This is a genomic window from Paenibacillus sp. cl6col (assembly GCF_900102125.1).
Lineage (GTDB): Bacteria > Bacillota > Bacilli > Paenibacillales > Paenibacillaceae > Paenibacillus_B > Paenibacillus_B suaedae.
Window position 1 is genome coordinate 393,975 of the sequence record NZ_FNAZ01000006.1, and the last position, 25,896, is coordinate 419,870.

At 45.1% G+C, this 25,896-nt stretch carries 22 protein-coding genes and 1 other annotated feature; of the genes, 9 read left to right on the top strand and 13 right to left on the bottom strand.

Annotation, left to right across the window (positions count from 1 at the left end; all coding sequences use genetic code 11):
* The 3 genes from BLS15_RS29595 to BLS15_RS17995 all read right to left on the bottom strand — a co-directional run.
* On the bottom strand, positions 1 to 1,529 hold a 1,529-nt coding region (locus BLS15_RS29595), incomplete at its 3' end, for a collagen-like domain-containing protein (RefSeq protein WP_254777367.1).
* Between the two features lie 90 nt (positions 1,530 to 1,619).
* On the bottom strand, positions 1,620 to 2,069 hold the full coding sequence (locus BLS15_RS17990; protein WP_090513097.1) for a DUF3888 domain-containing protein: 450 nt from the start codon (positions 2,067 to 2,069) through the stop codon (positions 1,620 to 1,622).
* Positions 2,070 to 2,328: 259 nt separating this feature from the next.
* Positions 2,329 to 3,078, bottom strand: coding sequence for an SDR family NAD(P)-dependent oxidoreductase (locus BLS15_RS17995; protein ID WP_021254718.1), 750 nt, complete (start codon positions 3,076 to 3,078; stop codon positions 2,329 to 2,331).
* Between the two features lie 170 nt (positions 3,079 to 3,248).
* On the opposite strand from BLS15_RS17995, the gene BLS15_RS18000 reads away from it, so the two are divergent.
* The 6 genes from BLS15_RS18000 (at position 3,249) to BLS15_RS18025 (ending at position 10,867) form a co-directional block, all read left to right on the top strand.
* Positions 3,249 to 4,133, top strand: coding sequence for a LysR family transcriptional regulator (locus BLS15_RS18000; protein WP_090513108.1), 885 nt, complete (start codon positions 3,249 to 3,251; stop codon positions 4,131 to 4,133).
* 109 nt (positions 4,134 to 4,242) lie between these two features.
* Positions 4,243 to 4,437, top strand: a binding site (T-box leader).
* Positions 4,438 to 4,535: 98 nt separating this feature from the next.
* Entirely contained in the window at positions 4,536 to 5,960 is a 1,425-nt protein-coding gene (gene nhaC, locus BLS15_RS18005) for a Na+/H+ antiporter NhaC (RefSeq protein WP_090513113.1), read from the top strand.
* The gene (locus BLS15_RS18010) at positions 5,953 to 6,816 is read left to right on the top strand and encodes an MBL fold metallo-hydrolase (RefSeq protein WP_090513118.1); all 864 of its coding nucleotides are present in this window, start codon (positions 5,953 to 5,955) and stop codon (positions 6,814 to 6,816) included. Before nhaC ends, BLS15_RS18010 begins: the two co-directional genes overlap by 8 nt.
* Positions 6,817 to 7,072: 256 nt before the next feature.
* On the top strand, positions 7,073 to 8,182 hold the full coding sequence (locus tag BLS15_RS18015) for an endospore germination permease (protein ID WP_021254714.1): 1,110 nt from the start codon (positions 7,073 to 7,075) through the stop codon (positions 8,180 to 8,182).
* Positions 8,169 to 9,680, top strand: a complete 1,512-nt coding sequence (locus tag BLS15_RS18020; protein WP_021254713.1) for a spore germination protein — start codon at positions 8,169 to 8,171, stop codon at positions 9,678 to 9,680. The genes BLS15_RS18015 and BLS15_RS18020 overlap by 14 nt, the downstream gene beginning before the upstream one ends.
* 17 nt (positions 9,681 to 9,697) lie before the next feature.
* Positions 9,698 to 10,867, top strand: a complete 1,170-nt coding sequence (locus tag BLS15_RS18025) for a Ger(x)C family spore germination protein (RefSeq protein WP_254777368.1) — start codon at positions 9,698 to 9,700, stop codon at positions 10,865 to 10,867.
* Between the two features lie 45 nt (positions 10,868 to 10,912).
* Here BLS15_RS18025 and BLS15_RS18030 read toward each other — a convergent pair whose 3' ends face one another.
* From BLS15_RS18030 to BLS15_RS28675, 7 genes are all read right to left on the bottom strand, one after another.
* A complete protein-coding gene (locus tag BLS15_RS18030) occupies positions 10,913 to 13,333 on the bottom strand; it encodes an endo-beta-N-acetylglucosaminidase (RefSeq protein WP_021254711.1) in 2,421 nt (806 codons plus the stop codon).
* A gap of 506 nt (positions 13,334 to 13,839) precedes the next feature.
* Complete coding sequence (locus BLS15_RS18035) at positions 13,840 to 15,054, bottom strand: MFS transporter (RefSeq protein WP_021254710.1); 1,215 nt, start codon at positions 15,052 to 15,054, stop codon at positions 13,840 to 13,842.
* A gap of 127 nt (positions 15,055 to 15,181) precedes the next feature.
* Positions 15,182 to 16,315: a zinc-dependent alcohol dehydrogenase gene (locus BLS15_RS18040; protein ID WP_021254709.1), complete on the bottom strand. Its 1,134-nt coding sequence runs from the start codon at positions 16,313 to 16,315 to the stop codon at positions 15,182 to 15,184.
* A gap of 167 nt (positions 16,316 to 16,482) precedes the next feature.
* Complete coding sequence (locus tag BLS15_RS18045) at positions 16,483 to 17,361, bottom strand: endonuclease/exonuclease/phosphatase family protein (RefSeq protein WP_021254708.1); 879 nt, start codon at positions 17,359 to 17,361, stop codon at positions 16,483 to 16,485.
* A gap of 327 nt (positions 17,362 to 17,688) precedes the next feature.
* A complete protein-coding gene (locus BLS15_RS18050; RefSeq protein WP_028531417.1) occupies positions 17,689 to 18,723 on the bottom strand; it encodes a FecCD family ABC transporter permease in 1,035 nt (344 codons plus the stop codon).
* Positions 18,724 to 18,726: 3 nt separating this feature from the next.
* Positions 18,727 to 19,782 carry a FecCD family ABC transporter permease gene (locus BLS15_RS18055; RefSeq protein WP_021254707.1) on the bottom strand — a complete coding sequence of 352 codons (1,056 nt, stop codon included), beginning with the start codon at positions 19,780 to 19,782 and terminating at the stop codon, positions 18,727 to 18,729.
* A gap of 125 nt (positions 19,783 to 19,907) precedes the next feature.
* Positions 19,908 to 20,006, bottom strand: coding sequence for a response regulator (locus BLS15_RS28675; protein WP_139170687.1), 99 nt, complete (start codon positions 20,004 to 20,006; stop codon positions 19,908 to 19,910).
* Positions 20,007 to 20,141: 135 nt separating this feature from the next.
* Between BLS15_RS28675 and BLS15_RS18060 the strand changes: the two genes are divergently transcribed.
* Positions 20,142 to 21,806 (top strand): multicopper oxidase family protein, encoded by a 1,665-nt coding sequence (locus BLS15_RS18060; protein ID WP_021254705.1) that lies wholly within the window; start codon positions 20,142 to 20,144, stop codon positions 21,804 to 21,806.
* A 95-nt stretch (positions 21,807 to 21,901) separates the two neighbouring features.
* Here BLS15_RS18060 and BLS15_RS18065 read toward each other — a convergent pair whose 3' ends face one another.
* Together BLS15_RS18065 and BLS15_RS18070 are read right to left on the bottom strand one after the other, a co-directional pair.
* On the bottom strand, positions 21,902 to 22,333 hold the full coding sequence (locus BLS15_RS18065; RefSeq protein ID WP_021254704.1) for an Imm63 family immunity protein: 432 nt from the start codon (positions 22,331 to 22,333) through the stop codon (positions 21,902 to 21,904).
* Between the two features lie 243 nt (positions 22,334 to 22,576).
* The gene (locus BLS15_RS18070) at positions 22,577 to 23,767 is read right to left on the bottom strand and encodes an oxalate decarboxylase family bicupin (protein ID WP_021254703.1); all 1,191 of its coding nucleotides are present in this window, start codon (positions 23,765 to 23,767) and stop codon (positions 22,577 to 22,579) included.
* Between the two features lie 305 nt (positions 23,768 to 24,072).
* Here BLS15_RS18070 and BLS15_RS18075 point away from each other — a divergent pair, with 305 nt between their 5' ends.
* A complete protein-coding gene (locus BLS15_RS18075; RefSeq protein ID WP_028531421.1) occupies positions 24,073 to 24,699 on the top strand; it encodes a hypothetical protein in 627 nt (208 codons plus the stop codon).
* A 53-nt stretch (positions 24,700 to 24,752) separates the two neighbouring features.
* Complete coding sequence (locus BLS15_RS18080; RefSeq protein WP_021254701.1) at positions 24,753 to 25,115, top strand: winged helix-turn-helix transcriptional regulator; 363 nt, start codon at positions 24,753 to 24,755, stop codon at positions 25,113 to 25,115.
* Between the two features lie 67 nt (positions 25,116 to 25,182).
* Here the strand turns inward: BLS15_RS18080 and BLS15_RS18085 are convergent, their stop codons facing one another.
* Positions 25,183 to 25,707 (bottom strand): NAD(P)H-dependent oxidoreductase, encoded by a 525-nt coding sequence (locus tag BLS15_RS18085; protein WP_021254700.1) that lies wholly within the window; start codon positions 25,705 to 25,707, stop codon positions 25,183 to 25,185.
* Between the last annotated feature and the right edge of the window lie 189 nt (positions 25,708 to 25,896).

Sequence of the window (25,896 nt, forward strand, 5' to 3'; positions counted from 1 at the left end):
ACTCCAGTACTTCCCGTTGCTCCGGTTTCACCTACGGCACCTGTGGCTCCTGTCGTTCCAGTGCTTCCGGTTGCTCCGGTTTCACCTACGGCACCAGTGGATCCTGTCGTACCAGTGCTTCCGGTTGCTCCGGTTTCACCTACGGCACCAGTGGATCCTGTCGTACCAGTGCTTCCGGTTGCTCCGGTTTCACCTACGGTACCTGTGGCTCCTGTCGTTCCGGTACTACCCGTTGCTCCCGTTTCACCAACTGCACCTGTTTCTCCCGTCGTACCAGTACTACCCGTTGCTCCGGTTTCACCTACAGCACCTGTTGCTCCTGTCGTACCAGTACTCCCCGTTGCTCCGGTTTCACCTACAGCACCTGTTGCTCCTGTCGTACCAGTACTACCCGTTGCTCCGGTTTCACCTATCGCACCTGTTGCTCCTGTTGCTCCAGTACTACCCGTTGCTCCGGTTTCACCTACGGTACCTGTTGCTCCCGTCGCTCCCGGACTCCCTGTTGCTCCGGTTTCACCTACAGCACCCGTCGCTCCTGTCGCTCCAGTACTTCCTGTCACTCCAGTTTCACCTACTGCTCCGGTTGCTCCCGGACTCCCTGTTGCTCCGGTTTCACCTACAGCACCCGTCGCTCCAGTACTTCCCGTTGCTCCGGTTTCACCCACTGCTCCGGTTGTTCCTGTCGCTCCAGTACTTCCCGTTGCTCCGGTTTCACCTACGGCACCTGTTGCCCCTGTCACTCCAGTACTTCCCGTCGCTCCCGGACTCCCTGTTGCTCCGGTTTCACCTACAGCACCTGTTGCTCCCGTCGCACCAGTACTTCCCGTTGCTCCAGTTTCACCTGTCACTCCAGTGGATCCCGTTGGGCCAGTTGGGCCCGTCGGCCCTGTTACGCCATCAACATACCAGGATTCGGCTAATTGATAAATATCTGCAACGAAAGCAAACCCGGGAGTTCCCTCACCATGATTCATAACCTGAAACGTAAATAAAAATCGAGAGCCCGGAAAAATATCTGAAGAACGAAATGAAGCTGTAACCGAATGATATCGAATGTTCTGCTGCGGAATACCCGCTTCAATAGAATGCAAATCAGCAGGCAATGCATAGAGTTCATTATCTAAATAATCCGGCGGAATTGGCATCACAGGATTGCCTATTGCATCGATAAGAGTGATACGCATACTGCAAACTTGGTTGCAAAATAGGGTGAAAAAGATAAGGTAAGAAATCTCTTCCGTCCCCTCGAGAATTGGCAATGGTACAGACGCCGTAGCAAAACTGCAAACTTCCCCAGCCTTCGATACTTGCTTGGACCAAATAAACGTCGGATTGTTTATCTGCTTGAACCACTCATTATTGTCACTAGTGAAAGATTCTAGTTTAAGCCATATCTCATTTACATCTTCAATATTTACTGCATTCGGGGGATGCCCAGTGATTAATAATACTACAGCCTCCCCAACAGAATCAGCGACAAACACATTCTTATTGCTGCTTGTAATTCGTTGTAAAGGTGTAATTGTCATGCGCAATACCTCTCCATTCAAAACCAAACGATTATCATAACATCTTATGAAAGCAGCTCTAATTTGGAAACCGTTTTGTCTCAGAACCAATTATCGCAGTAATAGGTGCTGCCAATTGAGAGGTAACTGGTTAGTATGGACATGTTGATAGCTTGTTATTTTCACTATGTTCGTAATAAGTGGCGATATTTCTAGAGTCATCCGATCCTGCCCTACTGCAATATGTGGCCCAATGACAGGCTGAACCTCAAGCGTAAGGAGAAAGTCATACCCACGATTATTGGGGTTTTGGTCTATTCTCTCTGCCTTTACAATTTCTATTTCATATGGATACACGACAGGTTCTACCTTCAATAACTTACTGTAGTAAGAATTGACGGCCTCTTGGATTTGGGGCAGAAGCAGAAGCAACAGCATGTCGGGATACAAATCAGAATCTGCCTTTTTAAGCGTTCTATTGACCTCGGCGTTTGCCTGAATGGGCAGGGACAAGACAACTGTGATTAGAATAATGGTTGTAAGAACATGAAATTGTTTCATTTGATTCACCTCATGCAGACTATCTCCAGAATTATGTTCCTCTATACATGTTCAGGTACTATTCAGTTTTATTTGATTTTCACAATGGTTAGCCTGACGGATCTCATCATCTTGGATTGGCTCCTATTCTGTATCATTACGTCGGCATTCGCATTACAGTAACGTATATTTAATCAAAAAAGACAAGCACCTTGACTCCTAATGATAAGGATGTGAGGTGCTTGTCCGTTATTCAATGTATAATCCTACTGTTGTGATATTACTTAAACGATGCGTATCCTTCATCAGCCATGACGACACTGCCATTAATTGCGCTAGCTTCATCAAGGGAGAGCAAGTATACCGTATCGGCTACTTGTTCAGGCTGCGTCAACTTATTTCCAATAACCTTCGCCTTCATCGCATCTACCATGCCTTGATCTTTGTAGCCTTGAATAATCGGTGTGTCGACAGCACCTGGTGCAACAGCAAGTACTCGAATGCCATATGCAGAGAGTTCCAGCGCAGCGGACTTCGTCATCATGATGACAGCTCCCTTCGTTGCATGGTAGGCGAATGTCCCCGGCGAAGCCAGAAATCCGAACACCGAAGCGGTATTAATAATTACTCCACGAATACCGAGCTCTCTCATCTTGCGTCCAGCTGCGATAATTCCGTACGCAACTCCATGTTGATTCACATTAATCACATCATGGTAATCCTTCAGATTTTGGTCAAGCACAGGAGTCACGCGACCAATCCCCGCATTATTGAACATCACATCAATTCGGCCGAACGTTTCAACAGCTTTCTCTACGAGTGCTTCTACCTCTTCTAGTTTGGACACGTCAGTTTTGACAAAGATCGCTTCACCGCCCAGTTTTTCAATGAGGGCAACGACTTCTTGTCCTGCTTGTTCATTAAAGTCAGCGACAACGACACGATCCCCTTTTTTGGCGAACTTCAATGCCGTCTCTTTCCCAATTCCACTTGCCCCACCTGTAATAACCGCTACTCTTGTCTCAGCCATGCTCGATTCCTCCTCGTCGAATGTGTACGTACTTCATCATAACTGTGAGATTATTCATTGACTCTTGCTTCTTGCTATGCCTTTATTGTAACACTGTAGCTAATTAACTAAAATTTATATAAACTAATATATAATTAAGTATTACTTAAGTGTTGAATTGAGGTGTCTATATGAATATTGAGCAGCTTGAGAACATTGTTGAGGTGGCGAAGACAGGATCTTTAACGAAAGCCGCGCAACAAGCGCATGTAACCCTGTCGGCCATTAGTCAGTCCATTTCCTTGCTGGAATCAGAACTAGGCATTCGAATATTCCAGCGTTCACGTGGACAAGGAGCGGTTCCAACGCCTGAAGGTCAAGCAATTATTGGCATTGCGAGTGAAGTATTAGTGAAGATCAATGAACTAAAAGCAGAAGCACAGTCTTATACCAATACCGTCAACGGGCTATTACGAATAGCCACAATTCCCGGGCCAATGCATTTATTAATCGATGTTATATCCCGCTTTAAGCGCGATTACCCTGCTGTCAAATTCGAAATCATGGAAAAAGGCCCCAAAGAAATCGTGGATCTAATCAAGCAGGATAAGATTGATATTGGATTGATCGCTTTATCGGAAAGTCTCCTTCAACAGCAGTGCAATTTAACATTTCAGAGACTGCTCGAAGGCAAGCTTGTCGTTGGGGTGAATGAGCAATCACCACTGCGCTGGGAACATGTGATAACACCAGAGAAGCTAATCAATCAGACGTTCGTCCTCTATGATGATGAACATATTCGGAATTATATGTCACAGTTTGTTAAGGAGCATGGAGAGATTGATATTTTGTTCATCAGCAACAATACGCAAGCGATTCACAATGCGGTAAAAGAAGGAATTGCATTGACGATAGGAATCGATTATTCGTTCAAAAAGGATAGTCAGCAAATCATTCCTATAACCTTGGAATCACCTCATATAGAGCGATTTTATTATGGCTGGGTGCATGCCTCAGACAAGCAAATTTCGCACGTGGCGAAGCGCTTTCTGAATCGTTTAAAATCCGAACTCTAACACAGTCGTCAAAAAATTACTGTTGACAAACAAATGCATAGGTCTATAATGTGATTTATCACATGAAAGCCCAAAAGCAAAAAAGCAAGAAAGCAAAACAGTAGAATATCAAAAAGCGTAGAACTAATACAGTAGCTGTCTGTGGCGGAAAATCAGAGACTTGGTGAAAGGTGCGAACTAAGCCGGGACATGCAGTGAATTACAATTAGGGAGCTGACTTCGGTCCGGCAATGCCGTTAAATAGATGAGTGAACAAAAGTTATTTTGTTAATCAGGGTGGTACCGCGGAACTTCCGTCCCTATTTGGGGATGGAGGTTCTTTTTTTATATATACAGGTTGTTCATCAAGTCGACTTATGAGCATCAACCACTACAACTACGACATAAAGGAGTGAAACGAACATGAAACGACAAGTATCAATTGGCTTAGCGCTATTACCTATCCTTGCGCTTATGGCTGCGGGTGCTGCCTCGATTTCCATCTGGAAAGCAGGCATGTTCATCCCGCTTATGATTGGCATCATCGTCACCGTTATAGTAGGGGTGATTAGCGGTTATAAATGGGATGAGCTTCAGGACATGATGGTAAACGGCGTATCCAAAGCAATGCCAGCAATATTCATTTTGCTTGTCATCGGGATGATCGTTGGAACATGGATTTCTAGTGGAGTCATACCTACCATGATCTACTACGGCTTATCTTTTATTCATCCCTCATTCTTTGTTCCCGCAGTCGCTGTCGTGACTGGCATTGTTGCCATTACGCTCGGCAGCTCCTTCACTTCCATCGCTACGATTGGGTTGGCATTCATGGTCATAGGTGAAGGCATGGGATTCTCCCCCGGCTTAATTGCAGGGGCAGTCATATCAGGAGCATTCTTCGGCGATAAGCTGTCGCCGTTATCCGATACAACGAATATTGCACCAGCAATGGCTGATACAGACCTGTTCAGCCATGTACGGCACATGTTGTGGGATACGATTCCCGCATTTATTATTGCAGTTGCTTTATATGCCCTAGTTGGCACGCGCACAGTAGAAGGTTCGGTCGATACGGCCAATATCGATATGATATTGACCGGAATTCAAAATTCGTTCATTATCCATCCCTTACTGCTGTTGCTGCCTGTTCTCACCATATTCTTAATGATTAAGAAGCTTCCGGCTCTGCCGACATTGCTGTTCGTAGGCATCATTGGCGGAATAATCTCAATTGTTGTGCAAGGTGAGACCATCAGTTCCATGGTGAACACAATGACAAATGGATTCCATACCGAATCCGGCGTGAAAGCAGTTGATTCCTTATTGAATCGCGGCGGTCTAGTCTCCATGCTGAATACGATCGGACTGTTAACCATTGCAACTGCACTTGGTGGATTGCTCGAAGGAACATGCATTTTCCAAGCACTTGTTCGGCCTGTCGTATCCAGAATTAAGACTTCAAGCTCGCTTATCGCGACTACCATTGCATCAACCTTCCTTGTAGCCTTTGCAAGTGGAGCGCAATTTCTGGCGATTATATTGCCTACGCGTACATTCGTTCAGACCTACAAGGACATGAATATTGATACGAAAAATTTATCAAGATGTGTGGAAGCTGCCGGAACAGTCGGCATAACGCTAGTACCTTGGGGAGTTCCCGCTGTGTTTGCTGCAAACATGCTTGGTGTGAGTGCAGAACAATTTATTCCATATATTTTCTTCGCCTTCCTTGTTCCACTTATTAATATCCTATACGGGATCACCGGTTGGACCATTGTGAAGAAGGAATATCCTGTTAACTCGAACCGTGATCAAGTAACAGCAGGAGGAATCGGACATGAATGAGGTTATCGTCAATATTGTCGGAACAGCACAAGATGCTGGGGTACCGCACCCGAATTGTTTCTGTCAGAATTGTATGGCTGCAACGCACAATGGGACGCGCAGACGCGCCGCTTCCTTAGCCATTATCGAACTGGGGCGCAAACAATGGCATCTTATAGATGCCACACCAGATATGCGGGAGCAGATGGCTTCCGTACAGATGAAGTACCAGCTTCAAGGGAAGCTCATGAGCAGTATTTGGCTGACCCATGCCCATATTGGCCACTACCCTGGGTTGATGTTCTTGGGCAGAGAGGCCATCGGTGCTAGAGGTGTTCCTGTCTTCAGTGGGGACAAAATGAAGGAGATGCTGGAAACCAACGCCCCTTGGTCGCAATTGGTGGAATTGAATAATATTCAATTGAACAGTATTCAACACGAGCGGCAAGAGCAGTTGTCTCCTCTCGTTCGAATAACACCGATTGAAGTACCGCATCGCAATGAGTTATCGGAGACATTCGGGTTCTGGATCGAAGGCCCTTCACGCAAGCTGCTCTACATTCCGGACATCGATCGATGGAACGAATGGGATCGTGATATTTACGACATAGCGAAGGAAGCAGATATCTGCTTATTGGATGGAACATTCCATTCCATTGAAGAAATTGAGCGGATGGGACGCAATTACAAAGAAATCCCCCATCCTGTCATGACCGAAACGATGGATCGGCTGCAAGGATTGGCTGAGCACACTGAGATTTATTTTACACATTTTAATCACACGAATCCTGTCAACGACCGAACGAGTTCTTTCTCAAAGCTCGTACAGGATAGAGCGTTCTATATCGCTGAAGATGGAATGGAACTTAAATTATAAATCGTTGATCGTTCAACAGCACTGCCTTTCTGCAATGATAAGAAGGCGGTGCTGTTTTTTCTCACCTTTGCAGCGCAGGGTTCATTTTTCTGGCTAGCGAAGCTTCTGATTAGAACTTATCCTGCGGCCATATTATGGAGGACAGCACGAATGGAATACATGGATGAATTTCCTAACTTCGACTCAAAATAATGGTTATATATAATCGAATTGATTACTGAGTTGACTCGAGATCGAACAAAGGAGAACAAACCTCATGCCGCGTCATTCTATTACGTTTCTGCAAGCCTGCTTTATTATCATTATGTCTACAGGCCTAATGAATCACGTTACCGTTATTCCTCTACTGCTGCGTGAAGCTCATAAAGACGGTTGGATCAGTGTATTGATTGCACTCGTACTCGCCTTCTGCTGGATTCCGCTGCTTTTGATCACTGTTCGAGCCAAGCCGAATCGCCCCCTACCATTGTTCGCTTGGGTTCATTCGCTAGGTGGCAGCTTTGCCGCATGGATGGTTACAACTTTGATTATTGTGTATTTGTTCTTCTCGGCATTTGTGACATTAGAAGACACGGCAACTTGGACCAAAATCTCATATTTGCCAAATACCCCAACGACAGTAATCGCTGGTTCATTAATTCTCTTGTCCCTCTCCAGTGCCTTAATCGGCATACATTCGATTGCGATCTGTGCCGGCATTCTTCTTCCGATCGTCATTATTCTCGGATATGTCGTAATGAGTGCTAACTTTCAATATAAGGATTATTCGCTTATCTTCCCGATATTCGAACATGGGATTACTCCTATTATAAATGGGCTCATTCTGATTGGAGCTGGCATGGCCGAGCTGATTCTTATCATTTTCTTGCTGCCGCACATGTCAAGTAAACCAAGATTCCGGGGTATGTCTACGCTGGCGTTCATTCTTGCTGGCCTTACAATCGGCCCTTATATCGGCTCTATCGCTAACTTTGGGATTGTAAATGCTTCTTTCATGCGGTATCCGGCCTTCGAGCAGTGGAGAATTGTAACCGCAGGCAAATACATAGAGCATCTTGATTTTTTGTCAATTTATCAATGGTTATCCGGTTCTTTCATCCGAATAGCTTTGGCGATTTTCCTCATTATTGATGCCATCCCACATCGAAGCCATCATACGAGGATCGGTGTTGGCGTGGCGACGGCTGCAATCATATTCCTAGCTGTTGTTGTTTATCGAGATGACATTCAATTCGTCAATCTGTTAAGAATCATCTATTTCCCAAGCGTCACTTATTTGCTTGTATTTCTGTCCGTAATATTCGCTTTTCTCACCTACAACAGACAGCGCAGATACAAAGGAGGGATCGTCCGTGAAACCAAATAAAACGTTGAATCGGCGACCGGATGATTATCCGACAGAAAGCCAGCCGCTCACCCTTCAACAGTTATTTTGTGCATTGGAGAATTGTGCAGATGTTCAGAAGAAAACCTACTCATTTGGATCAAGCATGCGTTCGTACACTGTATCTTTCATCTATTGTGAAGGATTGGCTGACACTAAACAGTTGAATCAATATGTGATCCCCCAGTTGAAAGCCAATTTGGGGGATGCCAATTCTGTGCAGGATCTACTACACAAACATAATAGCTTATTAGCAATCCAGCCTATCGAGGCAAAGAATAGAGTACATGACATAGAGACATTATTGTTTGCTGGACATCTCATTATCGAGTTCAAAGATCTAAACGTCTACTATTCTCTCGATATCGCAGATCCGCCCAATCGAGCTCCCGAAGAATCCAATACCGAAATATCAATCAAAGGACCGAAGGATGGCTTTACGGAGAGCTGTGAAATGAACATTGCGCTTATCCGCAAGCGCTTGCGAACCCGCTCTTTGAAGTGCGAATCCTTTGTCCTCGGTACCCGAAGCCAAACCAAAGTATCTTTACTCTATATAGAGGATATTGCAAATCCAAGCATGATGCGCGATATTAAGCATCGCATCGAAGCAATCGATACAGATGCTATCGTCAGCAGTTCGCAGCTTGGTGAAGCAATTGGCGACTCAACTTATTCCCTGTTTCCTTTACTCGATTACATAGGGAGACCAGACTATGCCGTACAATCCCTAGTCAGGGGCAGATTCATCATCATTGTTGAGGGAACACCCATGGTGCTTATTGGACCTGCAAACTTGGTATTCACGTTAAAATCGCCGGAAGACATCCATTTTCCGTATTTTTTCGTGACGTTTCAAAGGCTGCTGCGGATGATCGGCTTAATGGTCTCTATCTATATGCCAGGATTTTGGATTGCGCTAATTGCGTTCAATTTAGAACAGCTTCCGTTCCCTCTCTTGGCAACTGTAACGAATTCTCGATTAGGGCTTCCACTGTCCGCTCCCATGGAAATGATATTGATGCTTGGTTTATTCGAAATATTCCGCGAAGCAGGCATTCGCCTGCCAAAGGCTGTCGGTCAGACGATTGCCGTCGTAGGTGGGCTCATTGTTGGAGATGCCTCGATTCGAGCGGGTCTTAGCTCCCCAACAACACTGGTCGTCGCGGCCGTTACTGCTGTTGCTACCTTTACTTTGGTTAACCAGTCACTAAGCGGTACGGTCAGCATATTGCGTCTGTTTGTGTTGATCGTGTCGTCCACACTTGGCATGTACGGCTTTTTCATTTCCGTTATGGCCATACTGGTTTATTTGTCGGCACTGCATTCATTCGGCATCCCCTATTTATCGCCATTGTCCCCCCCTATTTTCGGGGATATGCTGAAATCACTTATTGCATTGCCTGTCAGAATTGTGAACCGACGCCCTATCATGCTCCGAACGACTGACAAGACCCGCGAAAGAAAGGAGCCAAAATGAGCGTATTTGATCACGCAATGAACAAATCTCCGTGCAGACACGGTATAAATAAACGATGCTTACTTATCATCGTTCTTTGCCTATTTTTAATACTTACGGGCTGCTGGGACAGTAAAAATGTTCAGGATCTGAACTACGTCACGGCCTTTGGCATTGATTATGATAAAGGGAAGTATATTGTGTACACAAACTCATTGGAGTTCACGAATGTTGCTAAACAAGAAGGAACAAGAACTCCAAGCAAATCACCTACGTGGATTGGACGAGGAGAAGGATATACGCTCGACTCAGCTGTGAACGACATTTATGCCGCTTCCACGCTGCAAATTATTTGGGATCATACGACTGTAATTATTTTCAGTGAGCGTGCCTTACAAAAGGATGTGAATAAGATGGTTGATTCCCTTCTTCGTTTTTCAGGAATTCGATATACTGCGTGGGTGTACGGAACCAAAACCCCAATCGCTGATCTATTCGCGGTAACGATTCCTTTTAATTTGTCCCCCATTGCGTCTATGCTCTACTCTCCGGATGATATACTGAAACAGCAAACGAACATCCCTCCACTGCAGCTTCAGAAAATGGTCGCACAGCTGAATGAGCCGGGAAGCACCGTATTATTGCCCAGCCTTTCCCTGAACAATGAGGAATGGATGAAGGACAAAAAGATAATTAGTCAGCACGAGCTCAATGGAGTGTTCATCCTTCAAAAAGGGAAGTACAAAAGTTGGATGAAACAGGATCAAGTACTAGGCTTGCGATGGATGTCAAATCAAATTCAAAAGGTACACATAGGAGTAGGGCAATCAACTACCCCAGATGCGGTTCTTACAATTAAGAAGCCCAAATCATCAGTGAAGGTATCTCTGCAAAACGGAGTCCCTAAGTTCAACCTCGAAATCGATGTCCAAGGCTCTGTCGAAGAAATTACGGATAATGCGACCAAAGAACATATCGTCGCCTCGGCAAAGGAAAAAATAAAAAACGACATCCAACAAACATTCCAACAGGGATTGAATAGAAAGCTCGACATTTATTCGCTGCAAAATCGTGTATATCGCAAATACATCTCCTTCTGGCAAAAAAACAATAATGGTTCCTTGCTGCAGCTCACACCCAACTCTCTTAAACAGATTGACGTCCATGTCCAGATAAAGGATTCTGGGATGAATCATCTGAGCCGATAAAACAGAGCCCTGACAATTTGTCAGGGCTTGCTTGTATGATTGAAGCTACTGCCCCCACACCTCAAACTCATAGATGCGTGCTGCAGTATCAGATTCTTGTGTCGCCTTGGTTATGTTCAACTTCGCGTAACGTGCTGAAGTTGGTGCAATATTATGTGTCGTCTTGCCAGCACTATTACCGCTTACTGTCACAGCATCCACCCAGTTCACGCCATCTTCACTTAGCTGAATGTTAAAATCTCTTGTATTGAAGTTTGCCGCTTCTCCGCCTTCTTGCGCATGCTTAACGATAAATTTATCAACGGTATACATAGAGCCCAGATCGACCTGCAGCCAGTGAGGCTCAGAGCCCGTTGCACACCATTTGCTATTATTTGCTGTAGTTCCGTCAAATGCCTTGGCAGGTGTCTCACCGGGTACGAAGCGGTCTGCCGTAGCATTTTGATTAAGAGCTAAATTCATTGTTGAAGGGGCCTCTTGCCATGCAAAGCTTGCTTGAGCAGCGGAACTTCGTACCCCATTCGTTCCTAACGCCAACACTTCTAATGTTGTTTGCTGCTCCCCAGAGTTGCGACTCATCGGTTGAACATAATAGGCTGTATTCGGTGTCGCCCCTACGAACTCACGCGTTCCATCCGGCTTCACTCGATAGACTTCATAGGCTTGAACATTGCCACTGGAAGATGCGTTCCAATTCAAACGGGCATCTGCTGTGTTGCCTGAGAAATCGACTTCCTCGATAGCCAAGTTGGTTGCCGCTTCTGGAGCGGACATATCTCCTGTATTTCGAATGGATAATTGCCCAATATTGATCGCGTAGTTGTTAATTGCATTGCTGCTGTCGAACTTCAGTGAAATTGCATCAACAGTTCGACCTGCGAAGTTGCCAACGGATATCTCCTTGGTATTCCATACGCCTGGATCCCCATCCCCTACATCAAAGAACTCGAATTGACCCGGATTATCAGCGAACGAAACGCCAACTTTCATATGAGATGCAGGTTGACCTGTCTTATAGGTAACGGATATTTCCGTATCACCGGATAGCGGTAGATTCGTTCGATAGAGCTTCAGATGCGTTGCGTTCTGTGAACTCAATGAGCCAGACACCTTCAGTGAGCTTCCACCGTAATAAGCTGTACTCCAATCGAAACTCGGCTTCAACGCTGTACCGGAGCTTTCTGTAATCCAACGCCAAGTTGGCAATACATCCTGTAAGCTGCGATTGTTCCATTCCTTCATACTTAAGACGGTACCATCGACTGCAAATTGATTGCCGTGCCCCGTATTAAAGGTAGTCGTGAATGGAAGGTGCTGAATTGATGATTTATCAGCAAAGTAATTAGCGATCCCTTTCCAGCTCGAAGATGTTGTCGTATTGCGTGGGTCGCTGTTCGGACCTACCCAATATTTCATCTCCTTCGTATAGAATTCATCATTGCTTGTTGAACTGCGGTATGCCCAATCTGGCCGATAAATGCCGAGTGAGGTAGCAGGGTTCTGATTGCTTGGGAAGATTCCAGCCCAGTTGACGTTCGTGTTGTAGCCATTCGCCTCTGTATCAATGCCGGCATATAAATCATAAGGATCACGATTTAAGCTGATCGCTTTATTTTTAGAGTTCTGAAGCATCGAAGCGGACCAATTGAAGTTGAGGAACATACTGTCCGCAACCTTTTGCGCACCATTTTGCAGGAACATTTGATTTCGTGCATTTAATTCATTTTGCCAGCTGATGTTGCCGCCGTTCGTCATTGAGTCATACCACATAATCTGCATATTGGACGGCTTATGTGCTTGCAAGTATTGCATAAATTGCTGTATCTTCGTGGCGTCCGCCGAATTGCCGCCAGCTGTCTCTTGGTTGATGAACCAACCATCGAAGCCGAAGTAGCTTGCTGCTTCAATCAGTTTGTCAGCAACAGGGAAGGAACCATCCGGTTTCTGCTGCAGCATTTGTTTTACCCATTGGTATTGGCCACCATATGCAGTTGGAGGGAAGAAGATGGTTCCGAGAATCGGAACTCCATTCTTGTGTGCTGCATCAATGATATCTGCACTTGGCGGAACGATCAGGCCCTCGGAAGCTGATCCTCCCCACAGCACCATAACATCAACATATTGCCAGTAACCGAAGGCATCGGCACGGAACTGCCCTGTACCTTGAGACGGAACACCACTCGTTTTATCATTCAGTGCCGACAATGCAACAAGCCGGGATTGGTCTTGCGCATTCGGATTTACTTTCTGTCCTGTGAACCGATCTGCAAGTGAGATCGTTCCACGGTTGAACTTCGCATCCTTGTCCGTTGTTGGGCTCCACTCTAAGAGAGTAGCTGGATGCCAGTATGAGGTGTGCGGCTGCTCCGCATATGCAGTGGGAGCCATCACCGGGCCGAATGTGGAAATAGCCAGAAGCGAGGTGATGAGTAGAAGCTTCACTTTCTTTTTCATCGTGTTGACCACTGTAAGTCTCCTCCTCGCACCATGAGGTGCTATATTCAAATACAATTTAAATCTACTAGAAATAAAGCGCTTACATAAGTGTAATTAACTTATATTCAATGTATAAAGTATAGTGTGTTTGAATTGTATATCTGGTATTTATATACATTTCAATCAAAATTTAAAACATCCCTCTTTACATGTGCTTGAAAAAGAAATCTCTTGCATTGAGAGGCGATCAGTGTGCTGAAGTCAATTACGAAGATATTGATAATTTAGATATTGGGGGAGTAGCCGTTTACAGTGGTCAACTCAACTGCTTTATACTGTCTGATTTGAGTGTTTACTCTATTCGTTAATTACATGTTCTGTATAGTGCTTCGATGATGGCTAGCGAGACCAACGAGACGAATATCCCCCTGTTCTATTGGTCTCGACCTCAGTAATACCTTCCTACAGAAATTTTCCCTGGCCTGCTCTCTGACAGTCTAGCTCTGCCGAGAAACAACTGCCATACAGAATTAGCCTTACGATTGTTGTGAATCGCTTGAAGCTCTGATTGCAAACAAGCCGGAAAGTGCAGCAGCTATCCCACAAGCACATAAGACCAGAAATAAATTGATCTGTGTTTGATTCATCACCAGTGCTGCTATCATTGGGCCGGCAGCCACGCCGACAAAGCGCATACTGCTGTACAAGGAACTAATCGTACCTCTATGCTTCTTTTCAATGCTTGCGGTTATAAAGGAATCGAGACAGGGCAAGGATGCTCCTATTCCGAGGAAAGCAGCGCTTAGCCAAATGAACAGGGGTACAACAGATTTCGTTAGTATGCACATGCCAAGTCCTACTGCTGTTAAGGCCAACCCGCACACAATGATCCATTTCATTGCGATTTTATTACTTCCTATGCATTTTCCAGCAATAAAAGAGGAAGTACTCAATACAGCCAACGGTATTGCAAGCAGCAAACCCTTTACAATGCCCTTATACCCATGCTTGTCTTCCAGCGATTCCGATAAATAAAATAACGAACTGAACAGCATGAACATGCCGAGTCCCCCGATAACAAATATGGCGATTAACCAACGCGAATTCTCTCGAATCAACTTCATCACTTGTATTAAAAAGTCGCGAACGGGTATTGGTTCGGAATCAGAATCAGATTCTTTGGGCTGTTTGACAAAAAAAAGGACGAGCAGAATCGAAATTAGACACAATACTGGAATGGCCCAAAAAGGAAGATGCCAAACGATTGCTACCAGAGCGGTTCCCAAAATAGGGCTCAATACTTTGCCGCATGTATTGGCCGTTTCGATAATGCCGAGACCGCTGCTCACATCTTCTTCGCTTTTGAACATATCCCCTACCAACGGCAGAACGATGGGCATTGCTCCAGCAGCGCCAATCCCCTGCAGAACCCTTCCCAATAAAATGACAGAATAGGAATGATCCATCCAGACCGCTGCTGCACCGCACACACTACCTCCAATGCCTGTTATGATAAGGCTGGGAATAATGACTGCCTTGCGGCCAATTCGATCAGATAAATAGCCGGCAATAGGAATGAGGAAAATCGCCATTACGGAATATACGGTAATGAGCAGGCTTGTTTGGAATGAGCTAACCTTCAACTGTCTCCTGATTTCAGGCAATACGGGGATTAGCATTGAATTGCCTAAGGTCATTATCAAAGGAATTGATGAAAGTGCTAATAAGTCAAAACGTTTGTCAGCTTGCACTTGGGCACACCTCCGTGGGATATCCACGTCATTTTAGATTTATTGTACACTTCCTCAAACCTTTTATTCTCTAATTCCGATAAAATAAAACGGATTTAAACGAGGTAATGGTACATCTCAAGAACACTTATGGCTTTAATACGACCTTTACGCATTCTTCCTCATGATTATTGAAAATACGGTACGCATGGCTTGCTTGATCCAACGGCATTCGATGCGTAATGATGGCTGTGGGATCAAAACTGCCCTCCATTATTTTGTTATACAGTCCCGGCATATGATGGATCACTGGTGCCTGTCCCATTTTTAGTGTAATATTCCTTGCAAAAAAGGCACCAAGTGGAAACAAATTATAATTGCCTCCGTATACACCCGTTATCTGGACTGTGCCGCATTTGCGAACCGCTTTCGTTGATATTTGGATCGGTCCAAGCGTTCCCCCCTGCAGCTTCAGCTTCTGCTCGATATATTCAAGTGTTGATTTCTTCCCGTCCATACCAACGCAATCAATGACTACTTCGGCTCCCCCATGTGTAATTTCCTTTAAATGCTCCCCCATATCATCGTGCTTCGTGAAATCAAACGTCTCGACACGATTTATTTGCTTGGCACGTTCCATTCGATAAGTAAGATGATCAACAGCTATGACGCGTTCGGCCCCTTTCATCCAAGCAAAGCGTTGGGCCATCAATCCTACAGGACCGCATCCAAGTACAATTACGGTGTCGCCTGCTTTAACACCTGCATGTTCCACACTCCAATAGGCTGTCGGAAGCACATCAGATAGGAATAGAAGCGACTCATCTTCAAGCTCGCAGGACGGGGGGATAACGAACGGCGTAAAATTGCCAAAAGGCACTCGAAGGTATTCCGCTTGACCGCCGGGGTAATTGCCGAACTTCTCAGAATATCCGAAATAGCCGCCCGAATCATAATGGGGATTACTATTATCGCACTGGCTCTCCAAATTGTGCGTGCAGTAATGGCATTGACCACAGGCTACAGTAAAGGGGATTACAACACGATCACCCTTCTTCACTCGAGCTACTTCCGATCCTACCTCTTCCACAATTCCCATTGGTTCGTGACCGATGATATAGCCTTTTGGCAGTGGAAAATTTCCTTGATATAAATGAAGATCTGATCCGCAAATGGATGTGCTTGTAATCCGCACGATAATATCATCTTTCTTTTCAATCTTCGCGTCATCTACGTTTTTTACTTCGATTGAATTTGCTCCCTGATATGTTACGGCTTTCATCGTGATGCACCTCGCTATGGTTGTATGTTATTCCGTTATTGAGACAATATAATCATCGATATTATGTATCAGGGTCAGTAAGTTATTCAAAATAACACGGACTTCTATATTGGCATGAAAAAAGCCGCGCTGAGGCGGCCTGTATTCTATCGTATGAATATGAAAAATTAGCGCCATGTTAGGTCTACAACTACAGGCAAATGGTCGGATGGAAACTGACCGTTATCCTGATCCGAAAGAATTGCATATTGAAGAACGTCGGCATGCTCGTTCACAAATACATAGTCAATAGGCGAATCTAGCTCATCCCCGTTATCCCCTTTGAATACTGGTCCATTGTAGTATAGACAGTTGATTAATTGTGTCAACTGATAACCGTGGAACGTGAATGATGGCCCAATGTGGGAGTTCTTAGCGGCGTATCGCGAATCCCTCAGCACCGCTTTGCCGTTAGCCTTGCCCGTCGTGAGAATCTGATAGGGTTCGGACGATTCCGTGCAGTTGAAGTCTCCTGTTACTACTACCGGTCCATTACCCGCCAATTCGGGAATCCGATTCAAGATCATATAGGCACTCTGCTTCATCGCAACGGTTCCAATATGATCAAGATGCGTATTGAAATGTATGAACTTGGTTCCTGTCAGCTTGTCCAAAAACTGAACCCACGTCAGAATGCGTGGACAAGCGGCATCCCATCCGAGTTTTCCTGGGATTTCGGGTGTCTCGGATAGCCAAAACGTTCCGTACTCTAGCGGCTCAAGACGATTCTTGCGATAGAATATGGCAACGAATTCTCCTGTGTCTGCACCATCGTCCCTGCCTGCCCCAATCCAGCCGAACTCAGGAAGCATTTGTTCCAAATCAGCAACCTGATGCCTCAATGCCTCTTGTGTGCCTACCACATCTATCTGATGGTAACGAATCATGCTAGCCACCATACCTGACCTGCGGCTCCAGCTATTCTCACAATCTTGTTTGTAAGCGTTGTCATACTTGACGTTAAAAGTCATGAATCTAATATGCTGCTCTCCAACATTGCTCTTCATACTCTTCTGCACTCCTCCTGATGCTAAGCTACATATGCATTAGTCCAATTCATGGAGCTAAAAATAACTCCATAAGTATGTTCATTATCGCATGATTGAAATCGGAATGCCAGATTGCCATGTTAACGGATGAGAGGGATAGAAGTAGTGCCTGAACCCGCTGACGATAATAATAGTCTTATTGCTCATGCAACGGGTACTTGCATGGCTCTGCGTGGAGACAAGACCGAAGGAAGATAACACAGGAAAACGGCACATTCGATTAAATGTGCCGTTCATGCATTAACCTCGCAACACCTAATTCGTCATGATCTCGGCCGGTGAACTTTATGCTTTCGAGCGAGTTAATAAATACAGAAAGTAAGGGGCGCCAATTACAGCGACGACAATTCCCGTGGGCACTTCTGATGGCTGTAATATCCATCGTCCAATTGTATCTGCCGTAATCACAAGCAAGGAACCGGCTAAAGCCGAAGTCGGCAGAAGGAGTTGGTGTTTGGGACCCACAAGTCGTCTAGCTAAATGCGGTCCAATGAGCCCCACAAAGCCGATGCCACCGCTTACCGCCACACATGAGCCTGCCAATCCTACTGCCGCTGCCAACAGCAAAATTTGTTCTCTCGATACATATGCCCCCAGCCCAGTTGCCGTCTGTTCACCCAAGTTTAGAACATTCATGATTCGAGCTTTGTAGAATATGTATGGCAATAACACTACGATGAATGGAAGCAGTGCAAGTACATACTTCCAATTCGTTCCCCAGATGCTTCCGGCAAGCCATGTCGCCATCGTTTGATATTTTTCGGGACTAAGCTTCAATGTCAGTACGATCATAGCTGCACTGATGCCGGCAGCTACCGCTATACCAGTTAACAGTAATCGCGTAGGCGATATATTCTCATGCCGTTTGAAGGATAACAAGCAGATGAGCGCTGCTGTAAGTCCAGCCCCAAGCCACGCGAACACTGGCAATAAATAGATCGGAGCCTGTGCAGTTGATGGGTAAAACGAGATGAACAACATTACGGCGAGACCAGCGCCCGCATTAATGCCTAAAATGCCCGGATCAGCCAATGCATTACGCGATATGGCCTGCATGACACAGCCGGATACCGCCAGACCTGCACCGATTAGCAAAGAAATAACAATGCGCGGTAATCGGAAGTCAAATAGGATTAGCTCTTCTTTTTTTGTTCCTGTACCGAACAATGTACGCAGCAAATCCATGGGGGATAAGCGAATAAATCCTGTATTCATGCTAATGATAACCATAATGACAATAAGTACAGCTATCGTAATCATAATCGCTATGCTCCGCTGCTTCTTTCGTTTTTGAATCATCGGTAAAGATAGACTTGTCATCGTTTACAGCCCCCTCCTTTCCTTGCGTGCCAAGAAGAGGAAGAAGGGTACACCGATTAAAGCGATTAATGCCCCAACAGGTGTTTCGTATGGAGGATTCACCATGCGAGCGGCAAGATCAGCGAATATAACCAGCAAGCTGCCAAGCAAGGCTGAGCATGGGATAATCCAGCGATAATCCACGCCAACTAAATAACGGGTAACATGTGGAATAATCAAGCCTACAAAGCCAACAGCTCCAACAACAGATACGGCTGCGCCAGCCAAAATAAGCACAATGACCGTGCCTGCCAATCTTACGAGGCGTGTTCTCTGCCCCAGTCCCTTGGCGATCTCCTCTCCAAGACTGAGCATTGTAATCGAACGTGATAATACAATCGCCCCTACAAGAGCAGCTGCAATCCACGGAAACATCACTTCTAGCTGCGGCCATTTCGTGCCCGCTACTCCACCGGCGTACCAAAAAGCCAAATCCTGTCCAATTCGATAATATAATGCGATGCCTTCGCTCAGTGCGGATAAGAGAGCACTGAGCGCTGCCCCAGCCAATACCATTCGAACAGGGGTTAGTCCTCCCCTAGCTAATGAACCAATTCCATACACGAGCCCTGCGCCCAAGCCTGCGCCAAGAAAAGAATACAAAATTAAATACATGTAAGGCAGGCCTGGAAAAAATGCAAAGCATATGGCCAGCATGAACCCAGAACCCGCATTCAGGCCAAGCAAGCCTGAATCCGCCAGCGGATTGCGAGTCATGCCTTGCATAATAGCTCCGGCAACTGCGAAGCAGGCTCCTACCAACGCCCCCCCCAATACACGCGGCAGTCTAATTTCTTGAATAATTTGATGCTGTGTTACTTCTGGATTGAAGCGAAAAATCGCCTCCCATACGGTAGACATCTGAATATCTGCCGCACCGAACGATACAGATATAGCGATCCCTAACAGCAATGCGAAGGAACCGCCAATAAGAATAAGTGTTGCTGCCATTGGACGTGAGCGAAATTCAAATGCTTGCGATGCAGCTTCCTTAGGTAAAGACTTAGCCACTTGCCCCATACATGCCACCCTTGCTGTTTCTAAATTATAATGATATTGATTATCATTTGCATTAAGATATATTTTAGGACATTTTTCCTCTTGTGGCAATGGAGAAAATGAATTGATTTTTTGTACAATTGTTACTACTCATTCAGTTCATATCCGTCTTTTTTCAAATAGATGCGGACTAAATTTCCCATTTTCCAATCGTCATCCACGACCAAAAATTTGCCGCTGTGCATGGTCTCCTCCTCGATGTTCAAGCTTTGTATATTACAATACTGCATAAATTTGTGTTTTTTATAAATCTCCATCATTTCTCCATATTTGCTGTCTATACTGAGACTGAATTCTACAAGAATGATAATTCAGGAGGCATGGAATTGAAAAGCTTATTCTCAACTCGCAATCGGATGCTCCAAACCATGGTCGTCACCGGGATAATTGCATTACTTGCAAGTGGATGCTGGAACGGAGGAACTGCCAAGGATCATACCAACATGGATCATGCATCTATGTCGAACAAACAAGATTCGAAGCTTACATCGAATACTGACACAGATACAGTAAAAGAAATAGTGAAGCGTACTGTAACTACACCTACTGTTGATGGCACATCCCTAACCATTACTGCTCAACCAAGTAACTTGGAAGTATCCAATGGGGTGGTGCTGCCCGTTTGGACATTTAACAATTCTGTTCCTGGGCCGCAGATTCGAGTAAAGGTTGGCGATACTGTCAAGATTAAGCTGGAAAATGAATTGCCGGAGCCTGTATCAATCCATTGGCATGGATATCCCGTTCCCAATGGTATGGATGGTATTCCTGGCGTCACCCAAGATGCTGTTGTTCCTGGGAAGTCCTTCATCTATGAGTTCAAAGCAACGGTACCGGGAACGTATTGGTACCATTCGCATCAAGACAGTGTAAATCAAGTAGACAAAGGACTGTATGGCTCGCTCATCGTCGAAGATCCGAAGGAGCAAGTTGATCGAGATTATACGCTTGTGCTGGATGAATGGATAAGCACGGGAAAGATGGATACGGAGCGAGCAGATGAAAATCAATCGAATAATCAATCAGATATGTCAGGCATGGATCACTCCAAGATGAATATGTCGAAATCCGGCATGAGTGGCATGGATCATGGTACGATGTCAATGGGCGGGCATGATATGAGCATGTACGACCTGTTCACTATGAATGGAAAATCGGGTGATGCAATAGAACCGCTCATGGTCAAGCAAGGAGAGAAGGTTCGGATTCGCTTAATCAATGCCGGATATCTCTCACATCAGATGCACCTGCAAGGGCATGAATTCAAGGTCATCGCTATGGATGGTCAATCCGTCAACAGTCCTGCTGTCATTCAAGATCAAGTGATATCAATTGCGCCTGGCGAACGGTACGACCTTGAGTTCGTTGCTGACAACCCCGGTACGTGGCTGTTGGATGAGCACAGCAAAGAGGAACGAGCTCGCAATATGAGGGCTGTCATTCATTATGAGGACTTCACGCAGCAGGCTGCCAAATCCGATGCATGGGAAACCCTGCCTCAGTTCAATCTCGCTGCGTATGGCAAGATGGCGGAAACGGCATTCACACTCGACCAGACGTATGATCAGCAGGTCATGATGAATCTAAACACAGAGATGCGAAATGGCGAGATGGTTTATACCATTAACGGCAAGGTATTTCCGGACACAGACAAAATCAAAGTTGCCAAGGGTGACAAAGTCATGGTTACCTTCGTCAATCAATCGCCAACCGATGATCATCCCATGCATTTGCATGGACATTTCTTTCAGGTATTGAGCAGAAACGGGCAGCCTTTACAAGGCTCTCCTGTCGTCAAGGATACATTGAACGTTAAACCCGGTGAGCAGTATGTTATCGCTTTTGAAGCAGATAATCCCGGAGATTGGATGTTCCATTGCCATGACCTGCATCATGCTTCGGCAGGCATGGTGACAGATGTTACATACAAAGACTATAAGAGTACGTATGTACCTGATCCGAATGTACCCAATAAACCTGAATAATGAAGGAAATAAACACAGCCAAGCCGAATGAATCCCTTCCCATAGGCTTGGCTGTTCGTATTATGTATCCCATTATTTTAATATTTGAAGTACATTTATGATTCCAATTGCGCTCGCCTTCCTGCTTTATGCCACTCCAAGTAAACGCCTCCTATGTCTTGAAACGCTTGATCGATCATAGTTGTAAGCTCACTCCTGATCTCTTTGCTGTCAGATAAGTGGGTTTTCACATTGTCTACCTTATATTTATTCAGTAGTTTCACATAGGAGATCGTATGAATCGTATCTTCTAAGACCCAATAAATCACATCTTCGACGTCCTTCGTTGTTTTGCATAGCATTTGAACGCCTCTCTCATACATCACAATCTCATACGCAGTATCTCTTATCCTTACACAGGGAGTTAGATCACCATAATAATCGGGCTGAAACGGTTGTGTGACCATGTTGGAATAGGAATCATCGTAAATAGACGTTGATTGCAGCAAGCCGAAAATCATGCTTGTAACTTCCGATTCTGAATGCATCTTATATATACTCCTCCTCTTATTTCCTTCTATGTAAGAGGAATTCTCAAAAAATACGTTATCCTCTACCTTCTTACAGTTGCCGATTGATCAAATAAAGAAAATAGCGTCAATAAAAATGGTGTACATTACACATGATACAGGCTTCTGTTTCCTGCTGTCTCATGTGCATTATACACCCAAATGAGTCCTACTCATCCCCATTTTGTTCCCATGATATTGACTTTCGTGTGTATCCCTGCCTTATTGCTCGACAACTGGTGGGATTCCAGGATATTTCACGACTGGCCACTTCGCAGTTCGCAAGGCATTCATTAATTCAGGCGAAGCATTTACATTCGATTGGACGAGCTGCTTCGGCGTAAGCGCCATCCATTGATTGAGGGACAAGTCTGCAAACCGATCACTCTTGAACATTTCGAGGAACCATAAGCTGTCTGTCCCAGTATTCTGAATATAGTGTCCAAACGCAAAAGGAACGTATCCGACATCCCCTGCCCGATAATTAAATGTCCGCGCAGTGCCATTCCCCGAGAAGACGGTCATTCTGCCCTGTCCGGTAAGATAATATTGCCATTCATCATTGTTAGGGTGCCAATGCATCTCTCTCATGGCGCCAGGCTTAATCTCGACAAGTGCAGCCGCTATCGTTCGTGAAGCTGGAAAATTGGTTGAATCCACAATGCGAACTGTCCCGCCGGGAGTTGTGATTGGCGGCTGAGCCATCAAGCGATGTACGAAACCCGGCTCTATCGTCCCGTAAGGATCAGGCACCTGCTGACTCTCAATCGATCCCGGGACTTGTGATTGATAAATATACACCTGATCGGAAGGAATGTGCTCAAATGCACTTATAGGAACACCAAAATTAGCTGATAAAACCTCCTTCGGCGTATGCGCAAACCAATCGGAAATCGAAAGTGTATTTAGATCCGAAAAACTCCCGTCATCGAACACGAGCAGGAATTCGCAGCCCTCCTCTAGCCCCTGAATGGAATGTGGAATGCCGGGAGGGAAGTACCACAGATCGCCAGGTCTAACATCTGCGATAAAATTACGACCGTTCTGATCTACCGCGGTAACTCGGGCGCTACCCAGGATCATGAACGCCCATTCTGCCTGCTGATGCCAATGCAGCTCCCTTACCCCACCGGGAGTAAGCCGCATGTTGACACCTGCAAGCGTCTTCGCTACCGGCAGTTCTCTTACCGTGACTTCACGCGACCACCCACCCTTATTCAACTGCATGTGTGCATCGGAAAAAGAAAACTTCAAATTCGGAACAAGTCCTGCATCCGTAATCGGAGGAACAAGCATATCTGGATTCTCCATATCCCGCATGACGTCGCGTGGACCGAGATCAGTTGCCCCAGCACCGTCAATTTCGCGAATGGGCTGCGGAATATGCACCTGCTTCGGATCATGTATACCCACGATTCCACCTCTCCCTTCTCTGAACCCTATTGAACAACACTAATGAGATGTTGCGCACAAATAATGTTACCTGGTTAACAGCTCAAGGAACTGGCAACGATTCCATTGATCCTTATGAACATGATGCAGCGATTATGCGGCATTATTCGTGTTCAGCATGCAATTCAGAGCTAGGAAAATGGATATCTTTCAACAAAAAGGGTTTTCCCCTTCTCTAAGGTATATACAAGCACCTTATTTTAAATGGTATTTATTGTTATTTATCTTCTCGCACTATGGTATAGTAAACTGAAGGAGGGATCAAAGTGAAGCTCCATCGAGTACCGGCATTTGTTTTCATCCTATTGTCTTTGGTAACTGGTTGTATATCGGGATCATCGGTTCCTGAGCGGATCAATACTCCCCCAACGATAACGTTAACTCCCATTGATCCATTTCAAGGTGAAGCAGCGAAGTTAAAGCCTTTCCTCGGCTATATGACGGGGGCGTTTACCTTGAGATATGAAGGCACAAAACCAAAAGCGAACTTGGATATTGAGATCTGGAACTATGGCAAGAAAGTAAAATCCGTCGGCGGCCTTGGCGATATATTCTTCACACCGAATAAGGAGGAGCGCAAAGAGATTGAGCTTATCATATCCATTGATACCGTATCTGTCATAGGACAGGACAAAATGAATTATATCAAGATTGGCATCGTCCATGAATCAGGTACAACCCTGTACGGCTTTTCGCCACCAACGGATCATAAGATGATGGGACAAGGAATCATTTCATATCATGAGCCTCAATCCTTTATTGCACAGGGTACGGTTCGGGTATGGGGCATGCAAATGACGAGTACAAATCGCATGATTACTGCAGATTTCTCACAGGAATCACTAAGCAAAGTCGAGCAGGCGATCCTCTTCACTTTGCGGTTTGATGATTAATTTACGGTACATCATGTTTATGCTACTATCATTCACGAAGGAGTGTGTTGTTTGTGCAAGAACCATGTCTTCCTACTGGTGTGGATGTCAAAGACACCCCGTTTGGCTATACACTGTCTTTAATAGGCGGCAAATATAAAATGATCATTATGTATTGGCTGTCCGAGCATAAGGTCATGCGGCATAATGAGCTGAAGCGAAGCATCGGTACCATTTCATTCAAATCATTAAGCGTTATGTTAAAAGAGATGGAGGCAGATGGACTTATCCAACGCAAAGAATATCCACAAGTACCGCCAAAAGTCGAATATTCCTTAACTGAACGTGGTCTATCGCTCATCCCTATAGTAGATATGATGTGTGATTGGGGAGAGAAGAACAGACTATCACCCATGGAAACTGTGGAACATTCATAATGCAAAAGAAGTATCTCCTGCATGAGGAAATACTTCTTTTGCTATTAGACGGGATAAAATGAATAACTTACAGGTTGTCAATGAATTTCACGTAGTCAAGTGCACCCTGGTCCAGCTTGCTTGCTGAAGGCTCATGCTCAGCCCCGTAAAACGCATAGAACGAGCGATAATCTGCTTTACAATACTGAAAGCTTAATTCGAATGGGGATAATATTTGCTCGAATGTATAACGATATTTCCCTTCCTCGAAGTCCTCTTTTTTAATTCCGGCAGATACAGCCAATGCAGCTTTGCGATCTTTCAATTTATCGCCACTTGAACCATAGGCCCAACCATAAGTAAATACTTCATCAAGCCATTTTTTAAGAAGAGGCGGGCAATTAAACCAAAAGATTGGGAACTGCAAGACAAGATTGCCATGAGATTCAATCAACTGTTGTTCTTGCTGAACATCAATGTTGCCATCAGGGTATACCTTATACAATTCGTGAACTGTATATTTGTCCGGGTACTTCTTGAGTTCTTCGGCCAAGCGTTTATTGACAACGGACGTTTCTAAGTTCGGATGAGTTAAGATAACAAGTGTTTTCATCGATTTGACCTCCATAGATTGGTTTGCCTCTTGAGTATATGCTGTAAACTATCTATTTGTAAGTACGCACTTTTAGTTCAGGTACTTACATGTAGGTTAGTATCAAATGGTCAAAACCGACAACACTTGTGCAGTTGACTAGATGCTGGCAACCGATCCCCCGTCCACCCAAGATTGCATCCATTGATG

Bases quoted from the DNA above. Each gene is read 5' to 3' on its own strand.
- BLS15_RS18040 (WP_021254709.1), bottom strand. From the start codon at position 16,315: ATGAAAGCCGTAACATATCAGGGAGCAAATTCAATCGAAGTAAAAAAC.
- BLS15_RS17990 (WP_090513097.1), bottom strand. From the start codon at position 2,069: ATGAAACAATTTCATGTTCTTACAACCATTATTCTAATCACAGTTGTC.
- nhaC (WP_090513113.1), top strand. From the start codon at position 4,536: ATGAAACGACAAGTATCAATTGGCTTAGCGCTATTACCTATCCTTGCG.
- BLS15_RS28675 (WP_139170687.1), bottom strand. From the start codon at position 20,006: ATGCACAGCGGCAAATTTTTGGTCGTGGATGACGATTGGAAAATGGGA.
- BLS15_RS18000 (WP_090513108.1), top strand. From the start codon at position 3,249: ATGAATATTGAGCAGCTTGAGAACATTGTTGAGGTGGCGAAGACAGGA.
- BLS15_RS18085 (WP_021254700.1), bottom strand. From the start codon at position 25,707: ATGAAAACACTTGTTATCTTAACTCATCCGAACTTAGAAACGTCCGTT.
- BLS15_RS18045 (WP_021254708.1), bottom strand. From the start codon at position 17,361: ATGAAGAGCAATGTTGGAGAGCAGCATATTAGATTCATGACTTTTAAC.
- BLS15_RS18065 (WP_021254704.1), bottom strand. From the start codon at position 22,333: ATGCATTCAGAATCGGAAGTTACAAGCATGATTTTCGGCTTGCTGCAA.
- BLS15_RS18025 (WP_254777368.1), top strand. From the start codon at position 9,698: ATGAACAAATCTCCGTGCAGACACGGTATAAATAAACGATGCTTACTT.
- BLS15_RS18015 (WP_021254714.1), top strand. From the start codon at position 7,073: ATGCCGCGTCATTCTATTACGTTTCTGCAAGCCTGCTTTATTATCATT.
- BLS15_RS18050 (WP_028531417.1), bottom strand. From the start codon at position 18,723: ATGACAAGTCTATCTTTACCGATGATTCAAAAACGAAAGAAGCAGCGG.
- BLS15_RS18010 (WP_090513118.1), top strand. From the start codon at position 5,953: ATGAATGAGGTTATCGTCAATATTGTCGGAACAGCACAAGATGCTGGG.
- BLS15_RS18055 (WP_021254707.1), bottom strand. From the start codon at position 19,782: ATGGGGCAAGTGGCTAAGTCTTTACCTAAGGAAGCTGCATCGCAAGCA.
- BLS15_RS18060 (WP_021254705.1), top strand. From the start codon at position 20,142: ATGGAATTGAAAAGCTTATTCTCAACTCGCAATCGGATGCTCCAAACC.
- BLS15_RS17995 (WP_021254718.1), bottom strand. From the start codon at position 3,078: ATGGCTGAGACAAGAGTAGCGGTTATTACAGGTGGGGCAAGTGGAATT.